Source organism: Singulisphaera chitinilytica, from assembly GCF_049331405.1.
Classification (GTDB): domain Bacteria; phylum Planctomycetota; class Planctomycetia; order Isosphaerales; family Isosphaeraceae; genus PoT.
The window spans coordinates 761871-780093 of sequence record NZ_CP186274.1 but is presented as its reverse complement, the minus strand read 5'-3'; the positions used below and the strand labels follow the sequence as shown (position 1 = coordinate 780093).

Genomic DNA, 18223 nt, shown 5'->3' with positions numbered 1-18223 from the left:
CGTCTACCGCTGACAAATCAAGGCAGTTCGCGGATCTTGATGTCCTTGAACTCGACCGGCGACCCTTCGGATTCGAGGCAGAGGAAGCCCGAGCGCGGGTTGCTGTTCGAACCGCCCGAGACTTCCTCGCCGTTGACCCAGAGGCGCACCTCGCCATTGATGCAGCGGACGTAGTAGTGGTTCCACTCGTTGAGCCCCTTGCTGAGGTTCTTCGAGGGGAAGCTGCGGGAGCCGTCGGGCGAAACCGGGGGGAACGGCTTCATCTTGGACGTGCCGACGGGGAAGACGTCGCCGTTGGTGGTGAACCAGTCGGGCTTCTTGCCGGTCTGCTTTTCGTACTGCTCGGCATAGCCGTGGTCGAGCACCTGGACCTCGATGCCGCCGCGGGGCAAGGTCCCCGGCTTGAGCCCGTCGAGCGAGGCCTGCTGGGCCCAGACGAAGATCCCCGAGTTCCCGCCGGAGCGGAGATGACGCCACTGGGCGACCAGCTCGAAGTTCGTGTACTCCTTCGTGGTCCGGATCACGCCGACCGGCTCCCCGGTGCAATGAGCCAGGCCGTCCTTCCAGGTCCAGGTCTCGGGGTTGCAGTTCACCCGGGCGAAATCCTTCTCGCCGAGCGTGGTCCAGCCCGGCCCGGTCCCGTCCAGGAAGGCGCGGGGGGCCTTGGCCGGTTCCTGGGCGATGCCGATCGCCACCGAAGCGGCCAGCAGGCCGCAGATCCCGAAGACAACTCTCGGACGCGTCATGACCTTCATCGTGTCGCTTTCTCTCAGCCAGAGGAGGTCGAGGGGGGGCTCCGATCGGCGGCAGCGTCGATCTCCCGGGTAGCATCGGCGAACCGACGGAGTCCTCCCGGTCAGCCAGGGTTATACCAGAGCGGTCGGGCGCCCTCGACCCTCCACCCGGGACGGATAGTCGGACACAAGGCCTGTCACAACGGTACACGCCATCATGGCCACAGGCCCGTTCGCGCAGAAAGTCGATGGGACTCTGTGGTAAAGTGGTGCCGCCTAGGTCGTGATTGGGGATCGCCTCGAAACGGGAATGACTCCGGGCGCGAACGCGAGCACTCGGGGAACCGCGAGCCGCCGGTTTTCTAACCAACCGTGCGAATCCCCTACTCTTTCGAATCCAACCTCGCGTTTGATGCCTGAAGATCCCCAGGAAGTTATCTGATGAGCACCGTCCTCAATTTCAACGCCGGCCCGGCCATGCTCCCCCCTCCCGTCCTGGAGAAAGCCCAGGCGGAACTGCGCGACTACCGCGGTCGCGGCATGTCGATCATGGAGATGAGCCACCGCTCCAAGGAGTACGAGGCGGTCAACTCCGACGCGGAGTCGCGCATCAAGAAGCTCCTGGGCCTGGCCGAAGGCTATCGCGCCATCTTCGTGCAAGGAGGCGCCTCGAGCCAGTTCGCCACCCTCCCGCTCAACTTCCTGCCCACGAGCAGCACGGCCGACTACATCGTCACCGGCTCCTGGGGCGAGAAGGCCATCGAGGAAGCCGCCAACATCGGCCAGGCGCACCTCGCAGGCTCGACCAAGGCCGACAACTATCGCCGCGTCCCCCGCGCCGATGAGATCAAGCTCACGGACGGCTCGGCCTACGTCCACTACACGACGAACGAGACAATCCAGGGGGTCCAGTGGCACGCCCTCCCCGAGGTGGGTGACCGCCCGCTCGTCGCCGACATGAGCAGCGACATCCTCTCGTATCCCTTCGACGCCTCGAAGTTCTCCCTCATCTACGCGGGCGCCCAGAAGAACCTCGGCCCCGCGGGCGTGACGGTGGTCATCCTCCGCGAGTCGTGGCTCGAGAGCGCCAACAAGAAGATCCCGACGATGTTCCGCTACGGGACGCACGTCAAGAACAACTCCCTCTACAACACCCCGCCGACCTTCGGCGTCTACCTCCTCGGCCTCGTGCTCCAGTGGATCGACGAGATCGGCGGGCTCGAGGCGATGGCCAAGCGCAACAAGGCCAAGGCCGACACGCTCTACACCGCCATCGACGGCAGCAACGGCTACTACAAGGGCCACGCCGAGGCCGACTCCCGCTCGAACATGAACGTGACCTTCCGCCTCCCGAACGAGGCGCTCGAGAAGCAGTTCGTCTCCGAGGCGCAGGCGGCGGGCATGGTCGGGCTCGCCGGCCACCGCTCGGTCGGCGGCATCCGCGCCTCGATCTACAACGCCTGCGACGTCGAGGCCTGCAAGGCCCTCGCCACCTTCATGGGCGACTTCGCCAAGAAGAACGGCTGAGGTTCGACCTGGCTTCCCTTCCGGTCATCGACGGCTCTCCGAGGCCTCAACCAGGGCCTCGGGGAAGCCGCCTCAATGCCCCGGCCCCAGGGCCCCGAAGCCGCTCTCCATCCCAGCCTCGCGCATCCAGGCGTAGAGCGTCCTCCGCGTCACGCCCAGGATCTTGGCCGCCCGGCTCTTGTTCCCGCCCGCCTGCTTGAGGGCGACCTGGAGCGCCGCGCGCCGGGTCGAGCCCCGATCCCTCGGCCCATCCAGATCGTCCCTCCCCGCGGGGCAGACCGGATCGAACTGGCTCCCCTCCAGGATCATCCCATCCTCGAACATCGCGGCCTGCAAGAGGACGTGCTCCAGCTCGCGCACGTTCCCCGGCCAACCATGCCGGCCGAGCTTCGACGCGAAGCCCGGCGAGACGCCCAGGATCTTGCGCTTGAACTGGACGCTCAGTTGCTTCAGGATATGTTCGACGATCAGGGGGATGTCCTCGAGCCGATCGCGGAGCGCCGGCAACCCGATCGTGACCCCATTGAGTCGGTAGTACAGGTCCGCCCGGAACTGCCCCGACTCGACGAGGGCGGTCAGCGGCCGGTTGGACGCGGCGAGGATCCGCACATCGACGGGCTTGGGCAGGTCCCCGCCGACGCGAGTGATCTCGCGTTGCTGGATCGCCCGCAGGAGGGCCACCTGGGCATGCGGGCTCAGGTCGGCGACCTCGTCGAGGAATAACGTCCCGCCGTGAGCCAGCTCGAACTTCCCAGGGCGCTGGCGATGGGCGCCGGTGAACGCCCCCTTCTCGTGGCCGAAGAGTTCCGACTCGAGCAGGCCGTCGGGGATGGCCCCGCAGTTCAGGGTGACGAACGCGCGATGGCGCCTGACGCTCAGCCGGTGGATCTGCGCGGCGACGAGCTCCTTGCCCGAGCCCGACTCCCCCTCGATGTACACATTCACATCAAAGGGGGCGATCCTCTCGATCCGGCGATAGAGCTCGCGCATGGCGTCGCATTGGCCGACCATCGGGCCGAAGCCGAGGGCATGCGCCATGTCCTTGCTCCGGAGCGGCAGGCTCTTGAACCGCCGCACGAGCGAGATGATCGTATTCTGGAGCGGCAGTCGCTCGAAGACCGAGCCCCCCGCGAAGCCGTCGATCTCGCAGTGGGCGAAGACCTGCTCCAGGTCCTCCGGCATCGTGATCGGCCCGCCGAAGGCCAGGCAGGCCGGATGCTTGCCCGAGCGCCTGACCTCGCCGAGCGCCGCGTTCAGGATGGTCGAGGAATGCTGGAGCTGGTCGCGACGCTGATGCACATCCTGCACCTCGTGCGTCAGGCCGAGCCCGAGCAGCATCGCGTCGACGCCCGAGGCCGCGAACTTCGCCGCCGTGCCGTCGCCGCAGACCGAGAACCCGAAGGTCGCGAAGCCCAGGTCTTTCGCCCTCGCCAGCATCGCCAGCTCGGCCTCGGTCCCATACCCGTCGCGCTCGAGCGCGGACCGGAAAGAACCGTCGATGAACCCGGCGGTCGGCCAGTTGATGATCCCCTCAACCCCTAAGGACTTCAGCCGCTGCAACCGTTCCTCCAGGGGGGACTTGGGGTCGTTCACGAGGACACCGGCGACGACCGGCAGGTGCCCCCGACGCGGCAAGATATGCTCGCAGAGCAATTCCTCGGTCTGGTCGTTCGCGTTGCCGAACGGGAGGAAGGCCGCGAACGAGCCGCACCCGAGGCTCCGATAGAGCCCCGCGTTCAAGGCGAACAGGAAGTGGGCCCCGGCGTCGAGCGCGCCCCTGGTCACGAGCCCCGAGCCGGCCACCACGCCGATCAGCGGCGAGGACCGCGCACGATGCTCCGCGAGCACTCGCTGGATAGCGTTCATGCAATCATCTTGCCCGGAAAAGGGTCAAGCTGGCTTTGATGTATACGACCTGGATACGAGTATTCAGCCGAGGATACAGCGGTCGCAATGGGAATGGAACTATCAATTTCCATTACTTCTACATGATTCGGCATTTAAACCAAATGCGTGCGAGAGGCACCTCCCGGCATGGTGTCTGCACTCTATAATAGGCCGGGCGAGAGGGCCGACCCGGGCTCATGCCCGCGGATCGTCGCGAATATCCCGAAAACACGTCCTGAAGTCGCTTGATAGGGAGGCCATGGAATACACCCCCTCGAGCATCCTGCAAGGACTGCACGCCAAAGCAAAGGCCGGGCTGCCGATCGTCGGGGTCAGCACCGGCATCGAGGCCAATTGCGAGGAGGTTGGCGGGGTCGACTTCATTGCGGTCCACAGTTCCGACCGCTACCGGGTGGCGGGGAGCGACTCCCTCGGGGGCTTCCTCGCCTACGGGAACGCGAATCGGGTCGTCTGCGAGATGATCCCCCCCTTGCTCCAGACCTTCCCGAACATCCCGGTGTTGGCCGGGGTCTGCGGGGTCGACCCCTTCCTGCTCCGCCGGCGCCTGCTCGACGAGTTGCTCGCCCTCGGGGTCGCCGGCATCCAGAACCACCCCACGGTCGGCCTCATCGACGGCAACTTCCGCAAGAACCTCGAAGAGACCGGCATGAGCTTCCAGCTCGAGGTCGAGCTCGTGGCGGAGGCGCACGCCCTCGGCATCTTCTCCGCGCCTTTCGTCTTCGACCGCGATCAGGCTCGCATGATGGCCGAGGCCGGCGCCGACCTCCTCATTGCCCATCCGGGACTCTCGCCCGACGCCACGCCGACCGCGAGCCTCGACCGGCATCATCTCGAATATCTGGATAAGTTTCGTCGGATCTCGCACGCGGCGAAGTCGGCCCGCGATGAGGTCATCGTGCTCGGCTACTCGGCCACGCTGGGGGATCGGGACGACCTCCTCTCATTCCTGGATCAATGCCCCGAGGCGGACGGCTACTTCGAGACGCTCTCGGCAGCGAGGCTGGGAGTCGACGTCTCGAACTTCGGGCGGGATCAGGACAGGAACCCGAAGCCGCACGACGATGCAACGGGTAAATCCATGAATGCGGCTTACGGCGATCGCCCAGCGAATCGACCCTCCGCCTCGACCCAGACGACTTCGACGAGAGGGCTCTTCCCTCGTGAAGGCCGAGGGCCCGTGTCGGCCTCGAGACTTCAGGATATAAGTCAAATCCGTCTCGACGACAATGACTGATTCCGGGAAGCTTCGTTAAGGACCCCGACGCAAAAATAACGCATTCGCACCAAATTGCAGATTTTGCGGAAAAACATCGTCACCACAATCTACTTTTCCCGCATTGATGCTTGTCGAATTCGATGAAGTGCGAGGGCTCAGTACAAGATCCATCCTTATCTTGATGCCTGGTCAATCTTCGGATTTCGACACGTTTGCATGCAACGGGCCAGGTCCGGTCGGCCCGAGCGATTCGGTCTCATCCATCGAGAAATTCGCCCTCGATCCCCGGGTCTTCTTCAAGAGTCGCAAGAGTCATCGTCCAGGCGGCTTCGGTCGGCCGCGATAGCCGCGCTGCGCCTCGGATTCCCCGAGGGGGAAGGCCGGGGTTCGGCCACCGCACGCGGGCCGACCAACTTCCTTTGTCGAATTCGAGGACTTTCATGCTCATGAAAAGCCGGCGAGCCTTTACCTTGATCGAGCTACTCGTCGTGATCGCGATCATCGCGGTCCTGATCGCCCTGCTCCTCCCCGCCGTGCAGGCGGCGCGCGAGGCGGCCCGGAGGTCGCAGTGCCTTAACAACCTGAAGCAATTCGGCCTGGCGATCCATAATTATCATCAGGCCATGAACACGCTCCCGTTCGGCGACCTGACATACTCATGGGCGGACTTTTCCTCTAATACCTTATTGCTCCCCTACCTCGAGCAGGGGAACCTGTATAACTCGATCAACTTCGCCTATCAGCTCGCGCCGGCCTTCCCCGGCTGCCCGGCGAACACCACGGTGCAATATTCCAACGTGTCGGTGATGAGTTGCCCCTCCGACGGGATCGACCGGCTGACCTCGGCCTCAGGCCACTCCAACTACGTCCCCAGCAACGGCGCCGACCCGAATATCTACAGCCCGACCATGTCACCATGGGCGGGCCCGTTCCCGGTCGTCTCGATCGGGAGCCAGGGGCTCGACCTCAGGCACGTGGTCGGCTTCAACTCGATCGTCGACGGGCTGAGCCAGACGGCGGCCTACTCCGAGAAGGTGAAAGGGATCGGCAATATTCTCGTCGCCCAGCCGACCGACACCCTGAAGCCCATCTCGGCGTATTACCAGGGGCAACAGTCATGGGCGACGAGCCCGCAAGTGTACTGGCAGAACTGTAATTCCGGCGGGCCGAGCCTGGGCCTCGCCGTCATGGGCCAGTTCATGCCGAGCGGCTGCGTATGGTTCTCGGGCCACCCGAGCAGCACTTATTACACCCACGTCATGCCCCCCAACACCTGGAGCTGCGAGTTCGACACCAATGGATTCCAGCCCAATGGTGCCCTCACCGCCAGCAGCCGACACTCGGGGGGCGTCAACATGCTGATGTGCGACGGCAGTGTGAAGTTCATCAAGTCATCGATCTCGCCTCAGACGTGGTGGGCGCTCGGCTCGATGGCGGGGGGCGAGGTGGTCTCGTCCGACTCGTACTGACCCTGAGACTCGAAGCATGCGGACGCCCTGGAGCCATCCGGGCGTCCGCACGCAAACCTACCCATCTCGCGGACGACATCCACATTTTTATGACTTGTTGAATCAGGAATGATCCATGCTGCAAGCATTCTCAACGAACGCCAGGGTGCTGATCGCCCTGGGCTTGCTGGCGACCGCGGGATGCGCCGGCAACTCGGCGCCGGCGGCCAGTTCCTCGATGGAACAGGCCCAGGTGAAGGGCAAGGTCACGCTGGGGGGCAAGGCACTCGGCAAGGTCCAGGTGCGCTTCAATCCGGCGAACACCAACCGAAAGACGGCCCCCACGGCCATCGCCGAGACGAATCAGGATGGGACGTATGAGCTGACGACCCTCCGGGGGGAGAATGCCGTCAGCGTCGGCGGCAAGCCGCTGGTCAAGAAGCCCCAGTACCAGTACTTCTCCAAGACCTTCGACGTGCAGTCGGGGTCCAACTCGTTCGACATCGAGCTCCGCTGATCGATGGCCCGCGTCGGGCGTCCGCATGAAATGGCAAAGCACTGGCCGCCCGCGAGGGCACCAGTGCTTTCTTCTTGAATCGTCGATTTCGCCGAGACGGCGCTTCTCTCAGCGCTTCAGCTTGAGGCCGGAACCGAAGTCGTCCTTCATCGTCCACTTGATGAGGCGGATCCCGTTGGTCGGGAAGACGCGGGGGATCTGGGCGAGGTCGTCGCCGACGACCGGGCGTTCCACGACGCGGCCGTCGGACCAGTAGCCGAGATGCTTGAGGATCTCGCCCCGGTCGGTGGCCTGGTCGAGCGTCATACCCCGGAAGGCGGCCTCGAGGGTGATGTCGGCCAGGCGCCAGAAGCCCGCGCGATCGATGGCGTTCACCTGGGCCCGGTTCATCTGGAGGTTGCGGAAGAGGCCGTCGCCCGAGTCGAAGCCGCGGAAGGCCCCGGTCGGCGCGAGGTGGTCGGCGATCAGCATCGGATAGCCGTGCAGGTCGCTCCGGTAGAGGATGAACTTCTTGCGTTCCTTGGGGATCGACGTGGTCTCGGAGAAGATCTGCCGGGCCCGGCCGTCGCCGACGACGCGGTCATCCTCGCCCGCCGTGACGACCAGCAGGGTCGACGCCGGGATCAGCGAGAGCTTCGGCTCGTTCATCGGCTGGACCTCACCCGGCATGAGGGCGAGCACCGCCTTGGCGGCGGGGATCTGATACTCCGACGCCACCGCCGCGATCTGCGCCGAGAGGTTGCCTCCGGCCGAGTGCCCCATCAGCGCGAACCGGCGCAGGTCGGGCTGCACGTGCTTCGGCGAGGTGGACAACACGTCGAGGCCATCCCGGATCGCCCAGAGGGCGTTGGGGAGGAACTCCGTCGGCAAGGTGGCCACGTCGAGTTGATAACGCGGATAGATGACGACGTTACCCCGGCGTACGAGGTGGTCGATCCAGGCGCCATAGGCGCCGGGGTTCACCGCGAGCCAGCCGTGGTTGAAGACGATGACGGGCGCCGATTCGGGGGTCGGGTCGGCGGGCTCGAAGAGCCAGTAGGAGCGGGCGCCGTTGCCGAATTCCTGCCGCTTGACGGCCTGGTGGGGATAGGAGGAGGCGGGGTCGTCCTTCGGATCGTCCGGGTCGCGTCCGGACCCCAGGGCGATGGCCTGCGGGATGATTAAGAGGATCCCAAGACCGATGATGCCTATCCTTGGCATGCGTATCATGGCGGGCGGGCTCTTCAAAGACCAGGAATCACCCCCAGCCCAATCCGTGTGGCAAGGGTGGGGGTGAGTCTGATCAAGTCGGCCCGAAAGTCAAGATCAATACATCAATTCGGCTTGGGTGCGCGTCGTGACGCCGTGGTGGCATCCTTATTGGCCTTCGCCCCGTTGGCCGTCGTCGACGAAGTCCCCCAGAGCGGGGGTTGCGTCGGCGGGCAGAGCGTGACGAAGCTGGGGGCCGACCAGATCCCATGGTTGTCGTTGCCAGGGAAGAAGACGCTCTGGTCGAGCTTCAGCGGCGAGAGCAGGTTGAACATGAAGACGGCGATCGGGAATTCGTCGACATACTGCATGTCGGCGAGCCGGACGGGCTCGGAGAGGAGCAGGCCGCTGGCCCTGTAAGCCTTCTCGGTCATCTCCACGCAGTAGAGCTTGGAGTCGTCGAGGCCGAGTTCATAGTCGAACGGGACCTGCTTCTCGAAGACCTCGCGGCAGTAGCGGATCGCCCCTTCGGCGTGCTTCTGGAACTCGGGGCGGAGCCGCCTTGCGCCGAACGAGCCGACGTTGTCGAGCATCCAGACGGCATAAGGCTGCTTGCGGACACCGGCCTTCGTCGTGTCGTACACCATCGTCTTGCCGTTCTCGATGGCCACGATCCCGGTGTGCGAGAACTCACTGCCGGTGATCTTCGCCGTGAACCGGCTGAACGGGAACCGGCCGAATAGGATGCGCGCATCCGCCCGGCGGAAGACGATGTCTCCGTCACGCAGGTACTTCTTGCCCCACTGCTCCCACGCGACCATTTGAGGAGTCATCTTGATGGGCAGGAGCCCATTCTCGCGTGCCCTGGACGCTTCGGGTCCCCAAGGGTTGCCCGACCAGTTGGGCGGAATCAACCGGTCGGTCGGCTCCTTGCCATCGTGGCCGTTGAACAACACCGTCAGACACCAGACGAAAGTCCACATAGGACGATTTCCTTTGAGTCGAGGGAACACGGTGAAGGAGCCCACGGTGTCGACACCGGCAGGATCCGCCCGCTGTGTTCTGAAGATCAATGGGGGCTATTGAGGGAGTCGCGACGTCACACCGGGTCTACGACGAACTTCGGGGTCGAGCCGGGTCGAACTCATGCGGGAGTCAATCCATGACCGGGATACTGGGGGTATCGCAGTGGGGTTCTCTGCTTGCGCCGCCGACTCCCTGCGCGGCCATCGTCCATGAACGGTAGGGAACCATTATGAACGGGAAGGGGGAATATTTGCAATTCTGTTCTCACATTCCGAGGGTCCCGACGCGAGCATCCGCGGCTGTCTTTTGATACGTCACGGGGACGCGTTGGTTCGAAAGGTCGGCTAGCATTTCGAGCCGAGGCCTTGCCTCCTCAACCTTTGCCCCCCCAGCCCTTTGCGTCGAGCGGACCCGGCCATTTCCCACCGGATAAAACGCCCCCGATACCGAGCCCGGCTCGGCCTGGAATTTCGGGCATCTTGGCGAGATCGGCCCGCCACGATTGAGCTATCCGTATCCGGGAGGAAAACGGACAGAACGTGACTCCATGAGGATGGTTTCGGATGTTCGCACCCGGATTGGGGAGGATCAATCGACGGATTAACGAATTTTAATGGCCACCCGATCCGGCTCGACAAGGCAAAGCAAGAGATAGGCCGCCGAACGGGCCGTCCGAGGTCCCAGGCTTGTCGACTTCCTGAGTCTCCAACTCTACTTTCGGCTTGACCATTCGGGACAAAATCGGCACCCCATGTCCGGTTGAACGGCCCATATGACATTTAGTCGCCCGGCGGGACGGCCCTTCTTGCAAGAAACCTGGAAATTCGTCACTTGCAACGACCTCGCCCTGGACGCGACGATGCGGCGAAACTTGTGAGCCAATCTGTGACTAACAGCCTGAGCCGGTTCTACCGATTTTTCAGAATTAGGTTTTAGTCGCTCGAGAGGACTGCCGATTACTTTGAAATACGAAGCGCAGGTGCGTGAACGAAATCTCCTGGATCCGCGGGACACTTGACGTCAGGGACGACGCAAATCCTGCCCGGCCTGGGGAAGTCGGAACGAACGACTGAGTTCAGAGGGAAGTGGTAACCCGGCATGCGCAATGGAAGGCGCAAATTGTTGGCAGTCATGGCATTGCTCCTCACAGGAGCGGTCGCGATGGCAGCCGCCCCGATCTCGCCCGCTAAGCCCGGTGCGGCTCCCGTCCGGCTCACGATCGAGGTCTCGTGGAAGGCCGCGGCCATCCCTGCCGGCGTGGAGACGGCCGTCGACCTCGAGATGACCGAAGGCCAGGTCGTGGAGGCACTTGCGTGGCGTACTTCGGACTCGGACGCCCGCGAAGAACCCCGAGGTGACGCCCAGGCCTGGAGGCTCGGCGTCAATCCGTCGGGACGGGTCCGGGCCCGGCTCGAAGCCCCCCTCGGCGCAAACCTGATCCTGCGAGCCTTCGGCCAGGTGGTCCGGATCCCGCTCCAGGCCCTGCTCGACGGCCAACAGCGCCCCTTCGCCCAGGGGCCGCTTGAACTCGTCGTCGAACGCCTCCCCTGGGATGCCCTGGGCATCGACCTGGAGAAGGGGGATGGGACGGCCGTCCCCGGGGGTCTCTTCCCGGTCACCGTCGCCTACAACATCCTGACCCCGGAGACGACCGAAGTCTCCCTGCGATGCTCGGCCGAGCTCCGCCCCATCGGCGGCGGCGAGCCGGTCTGGCGAGACGAGCGCCTTGAGGTCGTCCCCACCAACGTCGAGACCGCCCCGGCCAAGGTCTGGGACATCCCTGCCCCGAAGGGCGAAGGGACGTATGTCCTCGAGGTCCAGGCGAACTGGGAACTTATGGCCACGGGCGTAGAGCACACGAGGCTCGGCCGCTGGCTCCGTCGACGGCGGAACTCGACGGCAACCTCCGCCAGGCGCCGGACGACCCTCGTGGTGGCCGGCTCCAAGTCCCCGACGACGGAACCTCCGAAGGCCGAGGCCGGGCAGGAAGTCGAGCGGATCGACCTGGCCAAGCTCCGGGGCCAGCACCCGACGGCGTCGGGCCGGGAGCCCCTGTCGGCCCCGGGGACATCCTGGACGGTGCCGGATGCCGCGCTGGTCGAGGCCACCCGACGCGATCGCCTCCGGGGTTGGATCACCCGGGCCGGTTCCGAGACGGCGAACCTCGGCCCGGCCGACGCCAACGGCCTGGCCTGGTCGGCGCTCGGGCTCAAGGTCCCGCATCCCGGGAAGCCCCACAAGCTCACGTTGACGGTCGTCGGCGGGCATCCCTCGTCACTGGGCGTGGCGATGGTCGGTTCGAATGGGCCTAACGGCAGCCCCTCGCACCTGCTGCTCGACGCCTGCGCCTCCGGGCCGCCGATCCTCGACGGCGGGTCGGCCGAGACTTTCTCCTGGTTCATCTGGCCCGACGTCGCCGACCCGGTCCTGGTCCTGGTCAATCGCGACCCGGCGGCGGCCGTGCAGGTCGGCAGCGTCGTCCTCAGCGAGCTGACGGAGATCCCCAAGGGCCCCCCGATCGTCGAGCCTAAGGCCAACCCGCGAGGCTTGGGCCTCTACCTCGCCAGGCCCGCGATACTCGATCGATTCGGCGGAGGCGCGGCGGGAGGAGATATCTTCGTCCCCGCCCGGAACCTCGGCCAGTACCTCACCTATTGCGGTGCCACGTCGGTGGTCCTGCCCGCGGGGATCGCCGACCGCGGCCAGCGTCGACGCCTCGACGGCCAGGCGGCCGAGGACGCGACCGGGCCGGACCGGCTCGACCTGCTGCTGCGGATCCTGGCCCGGCAAGGCTGCACGGCCTGGCTTGAGGCCGACTTCGACGGCACCTTGCCCGGCATCCCCGACCCTGCCACGGACGATGCCGTCGCCAGCGGCATGGTCCGGCTCGACCGTCGAGGGCAGGCGGACGGGAACGTCTACCACCCCCTCCACCCCGACGTCCGCGAGGCGATGAAGCGGAGGATGGCCGAGGTCGCCACGCTCAAGAAGTCGCATGAGAACCTGAAAGGATTCCTGATCCGCCTCGGCCCCGGCCCGACCCTGCTCGGGAGCCCCGACACGGGCTTCGACGACCTCACCTACGTGCGATTCGTCCGCGAGGCCTTCGGGGCCGACGCGACGGCGGGCCTCCCCGGGGTGGACCTCCAGGATGCGAACCGGTACGTGGCCAGGGCCCAATTCCTCTCGGGCCCCGGGCGAATGCCCTGGCTGACCTGGCGTGCGAAAGGGATGGCCGCGCTCTACGGCGAGCTCGCCGCGACCGCGCGTCGGGCCGCGCCCGGGACGGTCCTGGCGGTCATGACGCCGAGGCTCGACGACGGGCCGTCCGGGACCGAGGCCCGGCATGTCGACCTCGCCGGCCTGGCCCCGACCCACGCCTGGCGTGCGGTGGGCCTCGACCTGGAGTCGTGGTCGAACGAGGAGGGAGCCCCCGTGGTCCTCAGGGGGGCGGGACTCTCGACCGATGACCTGGCCCACGACCTGGCCACCAGCCCCGAGCTCGATGCCCTGGTCGCCGCCAAGACCGGCAGGGGCCTGATCCTGATGGGATCGGGCGACGCCTCCGCTCAAGGTGGCGGCAAGCCGGCCGGGCCGAATCCCCCGCAGGTCCGGGACAGCGGCCTGCACTTGACCGCCGTCCCCCAGCCCGACGGCATGGGAGGGGACAAGATCATGGGTCACGCCATCGCCGCTCTCGACCCCCGCTGGATGATCTTCGACTCTTCGACAGTCGTGGGCCAGGAGGACCGGATCAGGCACTTCGCCAGGGTCTTCCGGGCCCTGCCCGCCTCGGCAACCGCAAGCCCCCCGATCGCGCGTCAGCCCTTCGGCGTGGCCGTGCGCATGATCAAGGGCGGGGCCTCGTCGTTCCTCTCGATGGCGAACGACACCCCCTACCCGATCCGGCTCGAGGCCCTGATCCAGGCGGAGGCGTCCGCGACGGTCGACGACCTGGGCCGAGGCCTCCGCCTCTCGCCCGAGGCCGCCGGCAACAGCGGCAGCCGGGTCGTCCTGGACCTGCCCCCCTTCGGCGTGGCCGCGCTCCGGGTCGCCTCGGCTAAGCTCGAGGTCAGCTCGCTGATCCCCCACCCGTCCGACGCCGTCCTCGCCGGCATGCAGGCCCGCCACGATGAGCTGTCGGGCCTGCTCTTGAGGCTCAGCCAGGCCCCGGGCGCCGGGCTCGGCCCCCCCAACCCCGGCTTCGAACCGAGCACCCCTCCCCTCGTCCAACTGACCGGGAACCGGACGCCTCCGCCGCCGATCACCGGCTGGCAGGCGCTCGGCGGGATGGGGACCACGGTGGAAATCGACCCGGCCAAGCCGCATTCGGGGCGGGGCAGCCTCCGCCTGAGCGCGACCGCCCCTCCGGGTATCATGGCCAGCGACTACTTCGCCGCCAAGGGGCACACGGCGCTGAACATCCAGGCCTGGTTCCGATCCGCCGACCCCGACGCGAAGGTCCGCGCCTGGATCGAGGGCGAGGCCGCGGGCCAGCCCTTCCTCCGCTGGTCGGAGCTGACGGTGCAGCCCCAGTGGTCCCACCTGGGGATTCGTGTCGTCGAGATCCCCGCGGGGGGCCTCGAGCGCGTCCGGCTCCGATTCGAGCTGCCGACGGGCGGGACCCTCTGGATGGACGACCTGACCGTGGCGGGCGCCGCGCTCTCGGAGCCCGAGCGGCTCAACACCCGGCTCGTCCTGATGGCCGCCATCCATGCCTATCGCGAGAAGCGATATGCCGACTTCGCCCGCCTCGCCTCGTCCCACTGGGCGAAGACGTCGGTCCTGATCGGCGACGGCCAGGTCGCCGGTGGCGCGGCCGAGCGTCACGAGGGGATGCGCACGGGCACGGCGACTGCCCTACCACCCAACCGCTTCCTGCGGTAAGATCTTCGGCTGACGTCGACTATCCAGGGCCCCGTCACCTGATCCGGTCGGAGAGAGCCGACCGCGCGGGGTGCCACAGGGAGGGGACAGGAGGGGATCGGGTGTTCGTCGCCTGCAACACGCTCTGCTTCTCGAAGGAACCGTTGGAATCGGCCCTTCGTCACATCGCCGAGTTGGAATTCGATAAGATCGAGCTGGGGGTCGTCGAGGACGGCATCCACATCAAGCCGTCGGAGGTCGCCGAGAATCCCGAGGCGGCCCTGCACCGGCTCCGCAACGGGCCGAGCCTGACCATCGCCGCACTCGGCCTGGACTTCGGCGACCTCGACCCCGCGAGCCCGGTACTCCGCCGCCGCTTCGAGGCCCTGGGCCGTCTGGCCAAGCCGCTGACCGTGGCCGTGCTGACGATCTCGGCCGCGCCGCTGGGCACGTCGTTCGACGACGAGGTCAAGCGGCTCCAGGTCCTGGCGAGCTTCGCCATGCGGGAAGGCCTCGTACTCGCGCTCGAGACCCACTCGAAGACGCTCACGGCCGACCCCGCCGCCGCCGTCGCCCTCTGCAAGGCGGTCCCCGGCCTCGGCCTGACGCTCGACCCGAGCCACTACATCCAGGGGCCGCATAAGGGGGGCGACTTCGACGAGGTCTATCCCTACGTCCAGAACGTCCACCTGCGCGACACGGGCAAGGGCCCCGGCGAATTCCAGGTGCGAGTCGGCCAGGGTGAGATCGAGTACAACCGGGTCGTCAACCAACTGATCCGGGTCGGCTACGACCGCGCCCTGACCGTCTCGATCCTCGACCTGCCGGACAACCCGTTCGACACCGAGGTCGAGGTCCGCAAGCTCAAGCTCCTGCTCGAGAGCCTCCTCTGACTCTGAGCCAATCGTCGGCCTGAATCGCGTGTTCCAGGCGTTTCGGAAGCGAACCCTGGAGCACCCGCCCCCCCTTCCCACCCAGACCCGCCGAGCATCCCGACTCGCACGCAGGCAAATGCCGATCCGGTCCCGGGCAGAATCCATCCCGGATTCCGCCAAGAACCGCCGCCCGGCGACGAACCCTATTCTTGATGCGACCCCCTGGCGAACCAGGTTCGCGCTCGGGTAGGCATGAGGGCCTGCGGAGCCGTCGCGGCCGATGTGGCCGTGTGACGTCGCTGCCGATCCGCGCCCGCTCTCCGGGGAATCCCAATAAGATGCGCATCCCAGTCTTACTCGCCTTCCTGACCCTGACCCTGACCCTGACCCTTTGCGGCGCGGTCGACGCGCAGGCCCAGGAGCCTGCATCCCAGCCGAAGGAAGAAGCGTGGGAGGGCCGACTCGATCTCGGCGGGGGTATCAGCCTGAGACTCGTCGTGCACCTGACCCCGTCCAAGGATGGCGCCCTGACCGCGACGTTCGACAGCCCCGAGCAGGGCGCCGTCGGGATCAAGGTCGACTCGCCCAAGCGCGACAAGACGACGCTCTCCTTCGAGATCCCCAAGATCGGGGCCAAGTTCGCCGGCAAGCTCAACGCCGAGGAGGATGAGGCCGTCGGCGAGTTCATGCAGGCCGGCAAGTCCTTCCCGCTCACCCTCAAGCTCGTCCCCCCCGGCCCGGTCGAGTTCTGGGAGGGGAAGCTGGCCGTCCGCGCGGGGCTCGAATTGCGGCTCGTGCTGCGGGTCACAAAGGATCCGAAGGATAAGACGTCGCGGGCCAGTTTCTCCAGCCCCGACCAGACCCCGGCCGAGTTCGGCGCCGACACCTTCACCCTGGATAAGGACGTCCTCTCGTTCACCGTGCGGAAGATCGGCGGGAGCTTCACCGGCAAGCTCAACGCGACGGCGACCGAGGCCACGGGCGAGTGGAAGCAAGGGGGCGCGGCCTTCCCGCTCTCGCTGACGAGGAAGGACAAGCTCACGGAGGTCAACCATCCCCAGACCCCGAAGCCCCCATTCCCGTATGCTGAGGAGGAGGTCGAGTACCGCAACGAGGAGGCGAAGATCAAGCTGGCGGGCACCCTGACGACGCCCGAAGGCCCCGGCCCCTTCCCCGCGGTGATCCTCATCAGCGGCTCCGGGGCCCAGGACCGGGACGAGTCGCTCCTCGGCCACAAGCCGTTCCTCGTCCTGGCCGACTACCTCACCAGGCGCGGGGTCGCCGTGCTCCGGGTCGACGACCGAGGCGTTGGCGGCTCGACCGGCAGCACGATCACCTCGACCAGCGAGGACTTCGGCAAGGACGTGCTGGCGGGCGTCGCCTTCCTCAAATCGCAACCCAAGATCGACGGCAGGAAGATCGGCCTCATCGGGCATAGCGAAGGGGGCCTCATCGCCCCGATGGTCGCCGTGAAGTCGGACGACATCGCCTTCATCGTGCTCATGGCCGGCACCGGCCTCCCGGGGGACGAGATCCTCGCCTTGCAGGCCAAACTCATCGGCAAGGCGATGGGGGCGAAGGACGAGCAACTCTCGCAGAGCCTCGACCTCCAGAAGAAGCTGATGGCGGTCGCCAAGGCCGAGAAGGACGACAAGGCCGCCACGAAGCGCATGAAAGAGTTGATCGAAGAAACGATCAAGGCCCTGCCCGAGGACGAGCGCAAGGAGCTCGCCAAGATGAAGAGCCAGGGCGACGCCGAGCTCGCCGTCTTGCGCACCCCCTGGTTCCGCTACTTCCTGAGCTTCGACCCGAGGCCGACCCTGGCGAAGGTCCGTTGCCCCGTCCTGGCGATCGTCGGCGAGAAGGACCTGCAGGTCCCGCCCAAGGAGAACCTGGCCGAGATCGAGAAGGCCCTCAAGAGCTCGGGCAACTCCCGGGTGGTCCTCAAGGAACTCCCCGGCCTGAACCACCTCTTCCAGACCTGCCGGACCGGGGCCCCTTCCGAGTACGCCTCGATCGAGGAGACGATCGCCCCCGCCGCCCTGGAAATCATCGGCGACTGGATCCGCGACCAGGCCAAGGGCGGCCCCGCCTCCTGACCCGCCTCCGATACTACGAAAACGACCCGGGATCGAGGTCAGGCTCCCCTGCCCCCGAGCCCGGGTCGTCTCATTTCGCTCGCACTCATCCCCATCACCAACGAATCAAGGAAGCATGCGAATCTTAATATTACGATACCAACAATCGCTCCCGTGATCCTGCAGGCCGACGTAGCCCTTGCGCGGGTGGTTCTTGTAGGCGATGTCGAACTTGTGGTCCGAGCCGTCGGGCCGCTTGTTGATCTCCGTCCAGCGGTCGAGGTCCATCTTCGAGACGACCTTGCCGTTGACCGCGACCTCGATCCGATTGCGGTCGGAGACGATCTTCAAGGTGTTCCACTCCCCCACGGGCTTCATCGCGTTGACCTCGGGCTTGACGAGGTCGTAGATCGCGCCGGTGTCGTGGAATCCGGCCGTGGTCGTGTCGTCGATGGCGACCTCGATGCCGTTGAAGCCGACATCCTTGCCGGGCCGCGGCTTCAAAGGCCACGTCCTGAGGAAGACGCCGCTGTTGCACTTCGGGCTGATCTTGAACTCGAGCGCGAGCTCGAAGTTCTCGAGCGCCGTCTCGTGCACGAGCATGTAATTGCAAGGATGCGGGTTGAGTGTGCCATCCTGGACGTGCTTCGGCCCAAGGGGCTCCTCCTTGATCGACATCCAGCCCTTGGTGGTCTGGCCGTCGAACAGCAGGCGCCAGCCCTCCTGCTTCTCACGCTCGGTCAGGGTGTTCTCCACGGCCATCGCCCGGCCAGCCAGCAGGGTCACGGCGACCGTGAAAACCAATTTCTTCAACATACAAAGATCTCACTTAATGAGAAT

Annotated in this window: 12 protein-coding genes; 7 read left to right on the top strand and 5 right to left on the bottom strand. The window is 66.0% G+C overall.

Going from position 1 to position 18223, the window contains the following annotated elements:
* Positions 1-17 precede the first annotated feature (17 nt).
* The gene (locus ACOYYX_RS02860) at positions 18-746 is read right to left on the bottom strand and encodes a 3-keto-disaccharide hydrolase (protein WP_422928426.1); all 729 of its coding nucleotides are present in this window, start codon (positions 744-746) and stop codon (positions 18-20) included.
* 429 nt (positions 747-1175) lie between these two features.
* On the opposite strand from ACOYYX_RS02860, the gene serC reads away from it, so the two are divergent.
* A complete protein-coding gene (gene serC, locus ACOYYX_RS02855; RefSeq protein ID WP_422928425.1) occupies positions 1176-2261 on the top strand; it encodes a 3-phosphoserine/phosphohydroxythreonine transaminase in 1086 nt (361 codons plus the stop codon).
* A 72-nt stretch (positions 2262-2333) separates the two neighbouring features.
* Here the strand turns inward: serC and ACOYYX_RS02850 are convergent, their stop codons facing one another.
* Complete coding sequence (locus ACOYYX_RS02850; protein ID WP_422928424.1) at positions 2334-4127, bottom strand: phosphoenolpyruvate hydrolase family protein; 1794 nt, start codon at positions 4125-4127, stop codon at positions 2334-2336.
* A gap of 280 nt (positions 4128-4407) precedes the next feature.
* On the opposite strand from ACOYYX_RS02850, the gene ACOYYX_RS02845 reads away from it, so the two are divergent.
* From ACOYYX_RS02845 to ACOYYX_RS02835, 3 genes are all read left to right on the top strand, one after another.
* Positions 4408-5403, top strand: a complete 996-nt coding sequence (locus ACOYYX_RS02845; protein ID WP_422928423.1) for a phosphoenolpyruvate hydrolase family protein — start codon at positions 4408-4410, stop codon at positions 5401-5403.
* Positions 5404-5831: 428 nt separating this feature from the next.
* Entirely contained in the window at positions 5832-6854 is a 1023-nt protein-coding gene (locus ACOYYX_RS02840; protein WP_422928422.1) for a DUF1559 domain-containing protein, read from the top strand.
* 115 nt (positions 6855-6969) lie between these two features.
* A complete protein-coding gene (locus tag ACOYYX_RS02835; protein WP_422928421.1) occupies positions 6970-7350 on the top strand; it encodes a hypothetical protein in 381 nt (126 codons plus the stop codon).
* Between the two features lie 108 nt (positions 7351-7458).
* Here ACOYYX_RS02835 and ACOYYX_RS02830 read toward each other — a convergent pair whose 3' ends face one another.
* Positions 7459-8559, bottom strand: a complete 1101-nt coding sequence (locus tag ACOYYX_RS02830) for an alpha/beta hydrolase (RefSeq protein ID WP_422928420.1) — start codon at positions 8557-8559, stop codon at positions 7459-7461.
* 104 nt (positions 8560-8663) lie between these two features.
* Entirely contained in the window at positions 8664-9521 is an 858-nt protein-coding gene (locus tag ACOYYX_RS02825; RefSeq protein ID WP_422928419.1) for a YiiX/YebB-like N1pC/P60 family cysteine hydrolase, read from the bottom strand.
* A 1204-nt stretch (positions 9522-10725) separates the two neighbouring features.
* Here ACOYYX_RS02825 and ACOYYX_RS02820 point away from each other — a divergent pair.
* From ACOYYX_RS02820 to ACOYYX_RS02810, 3 genes are all read left to right on the top strand, one after another.
* Complete coding sequence (locus ACOYYX_RS02820) at positions 10726-14451, top strand: hypothetical protein (RefSeq protein WP_422928418.1); 3726 nt, start codon at positions 10726-10728, stop codon at positions 14449-14451.
* Between the two features lie 101 nt (positions 14452-14552).
* The gene (locus ACOYYX_RS02815) at positions 14553-15323 is read left to right on the top strand and encodes a sugar phosphate isomerase/epimerase family protein (RefSeq protein WP_422928417.1); all 771 of its coding nucleotides are present in this window, start codon (positions 14553-14555) and stop codon (positions 15321-15323) included.
* Between the two features lie 320 nt (positions 15324-15643).
* Entirely contained in the window at positions 15644-17404 is a 1761-nt protein-coding gene (locus ACOYYX_RS02810; RefSeq protein WP_422928416.1) for an alpha/beta hydrolase family protein, read from the top strand.
* A 105-nt stretch (positions 17405-17509) separates the two neighbouring features.
* On the opposite strand, the gene ACOYYX_RS02805 is transcribed toward ACOYYX_RS02810, so the two are convergent.
* Positions 17510-18199 carry a 3-keto-disaccharide hydrolase gene (locus ACOYYX_RS02805; protein ID WP_422928415.1) on the bottom strand — a complete coding sequence of 230 codons (690 nt, stop codon included), beginning with the start codon at positions 18197-18199 and terminating at the stop codon, positions 17510-17512.
* Positions 18200-18223 lie beyond the last annotated feature (24 nt).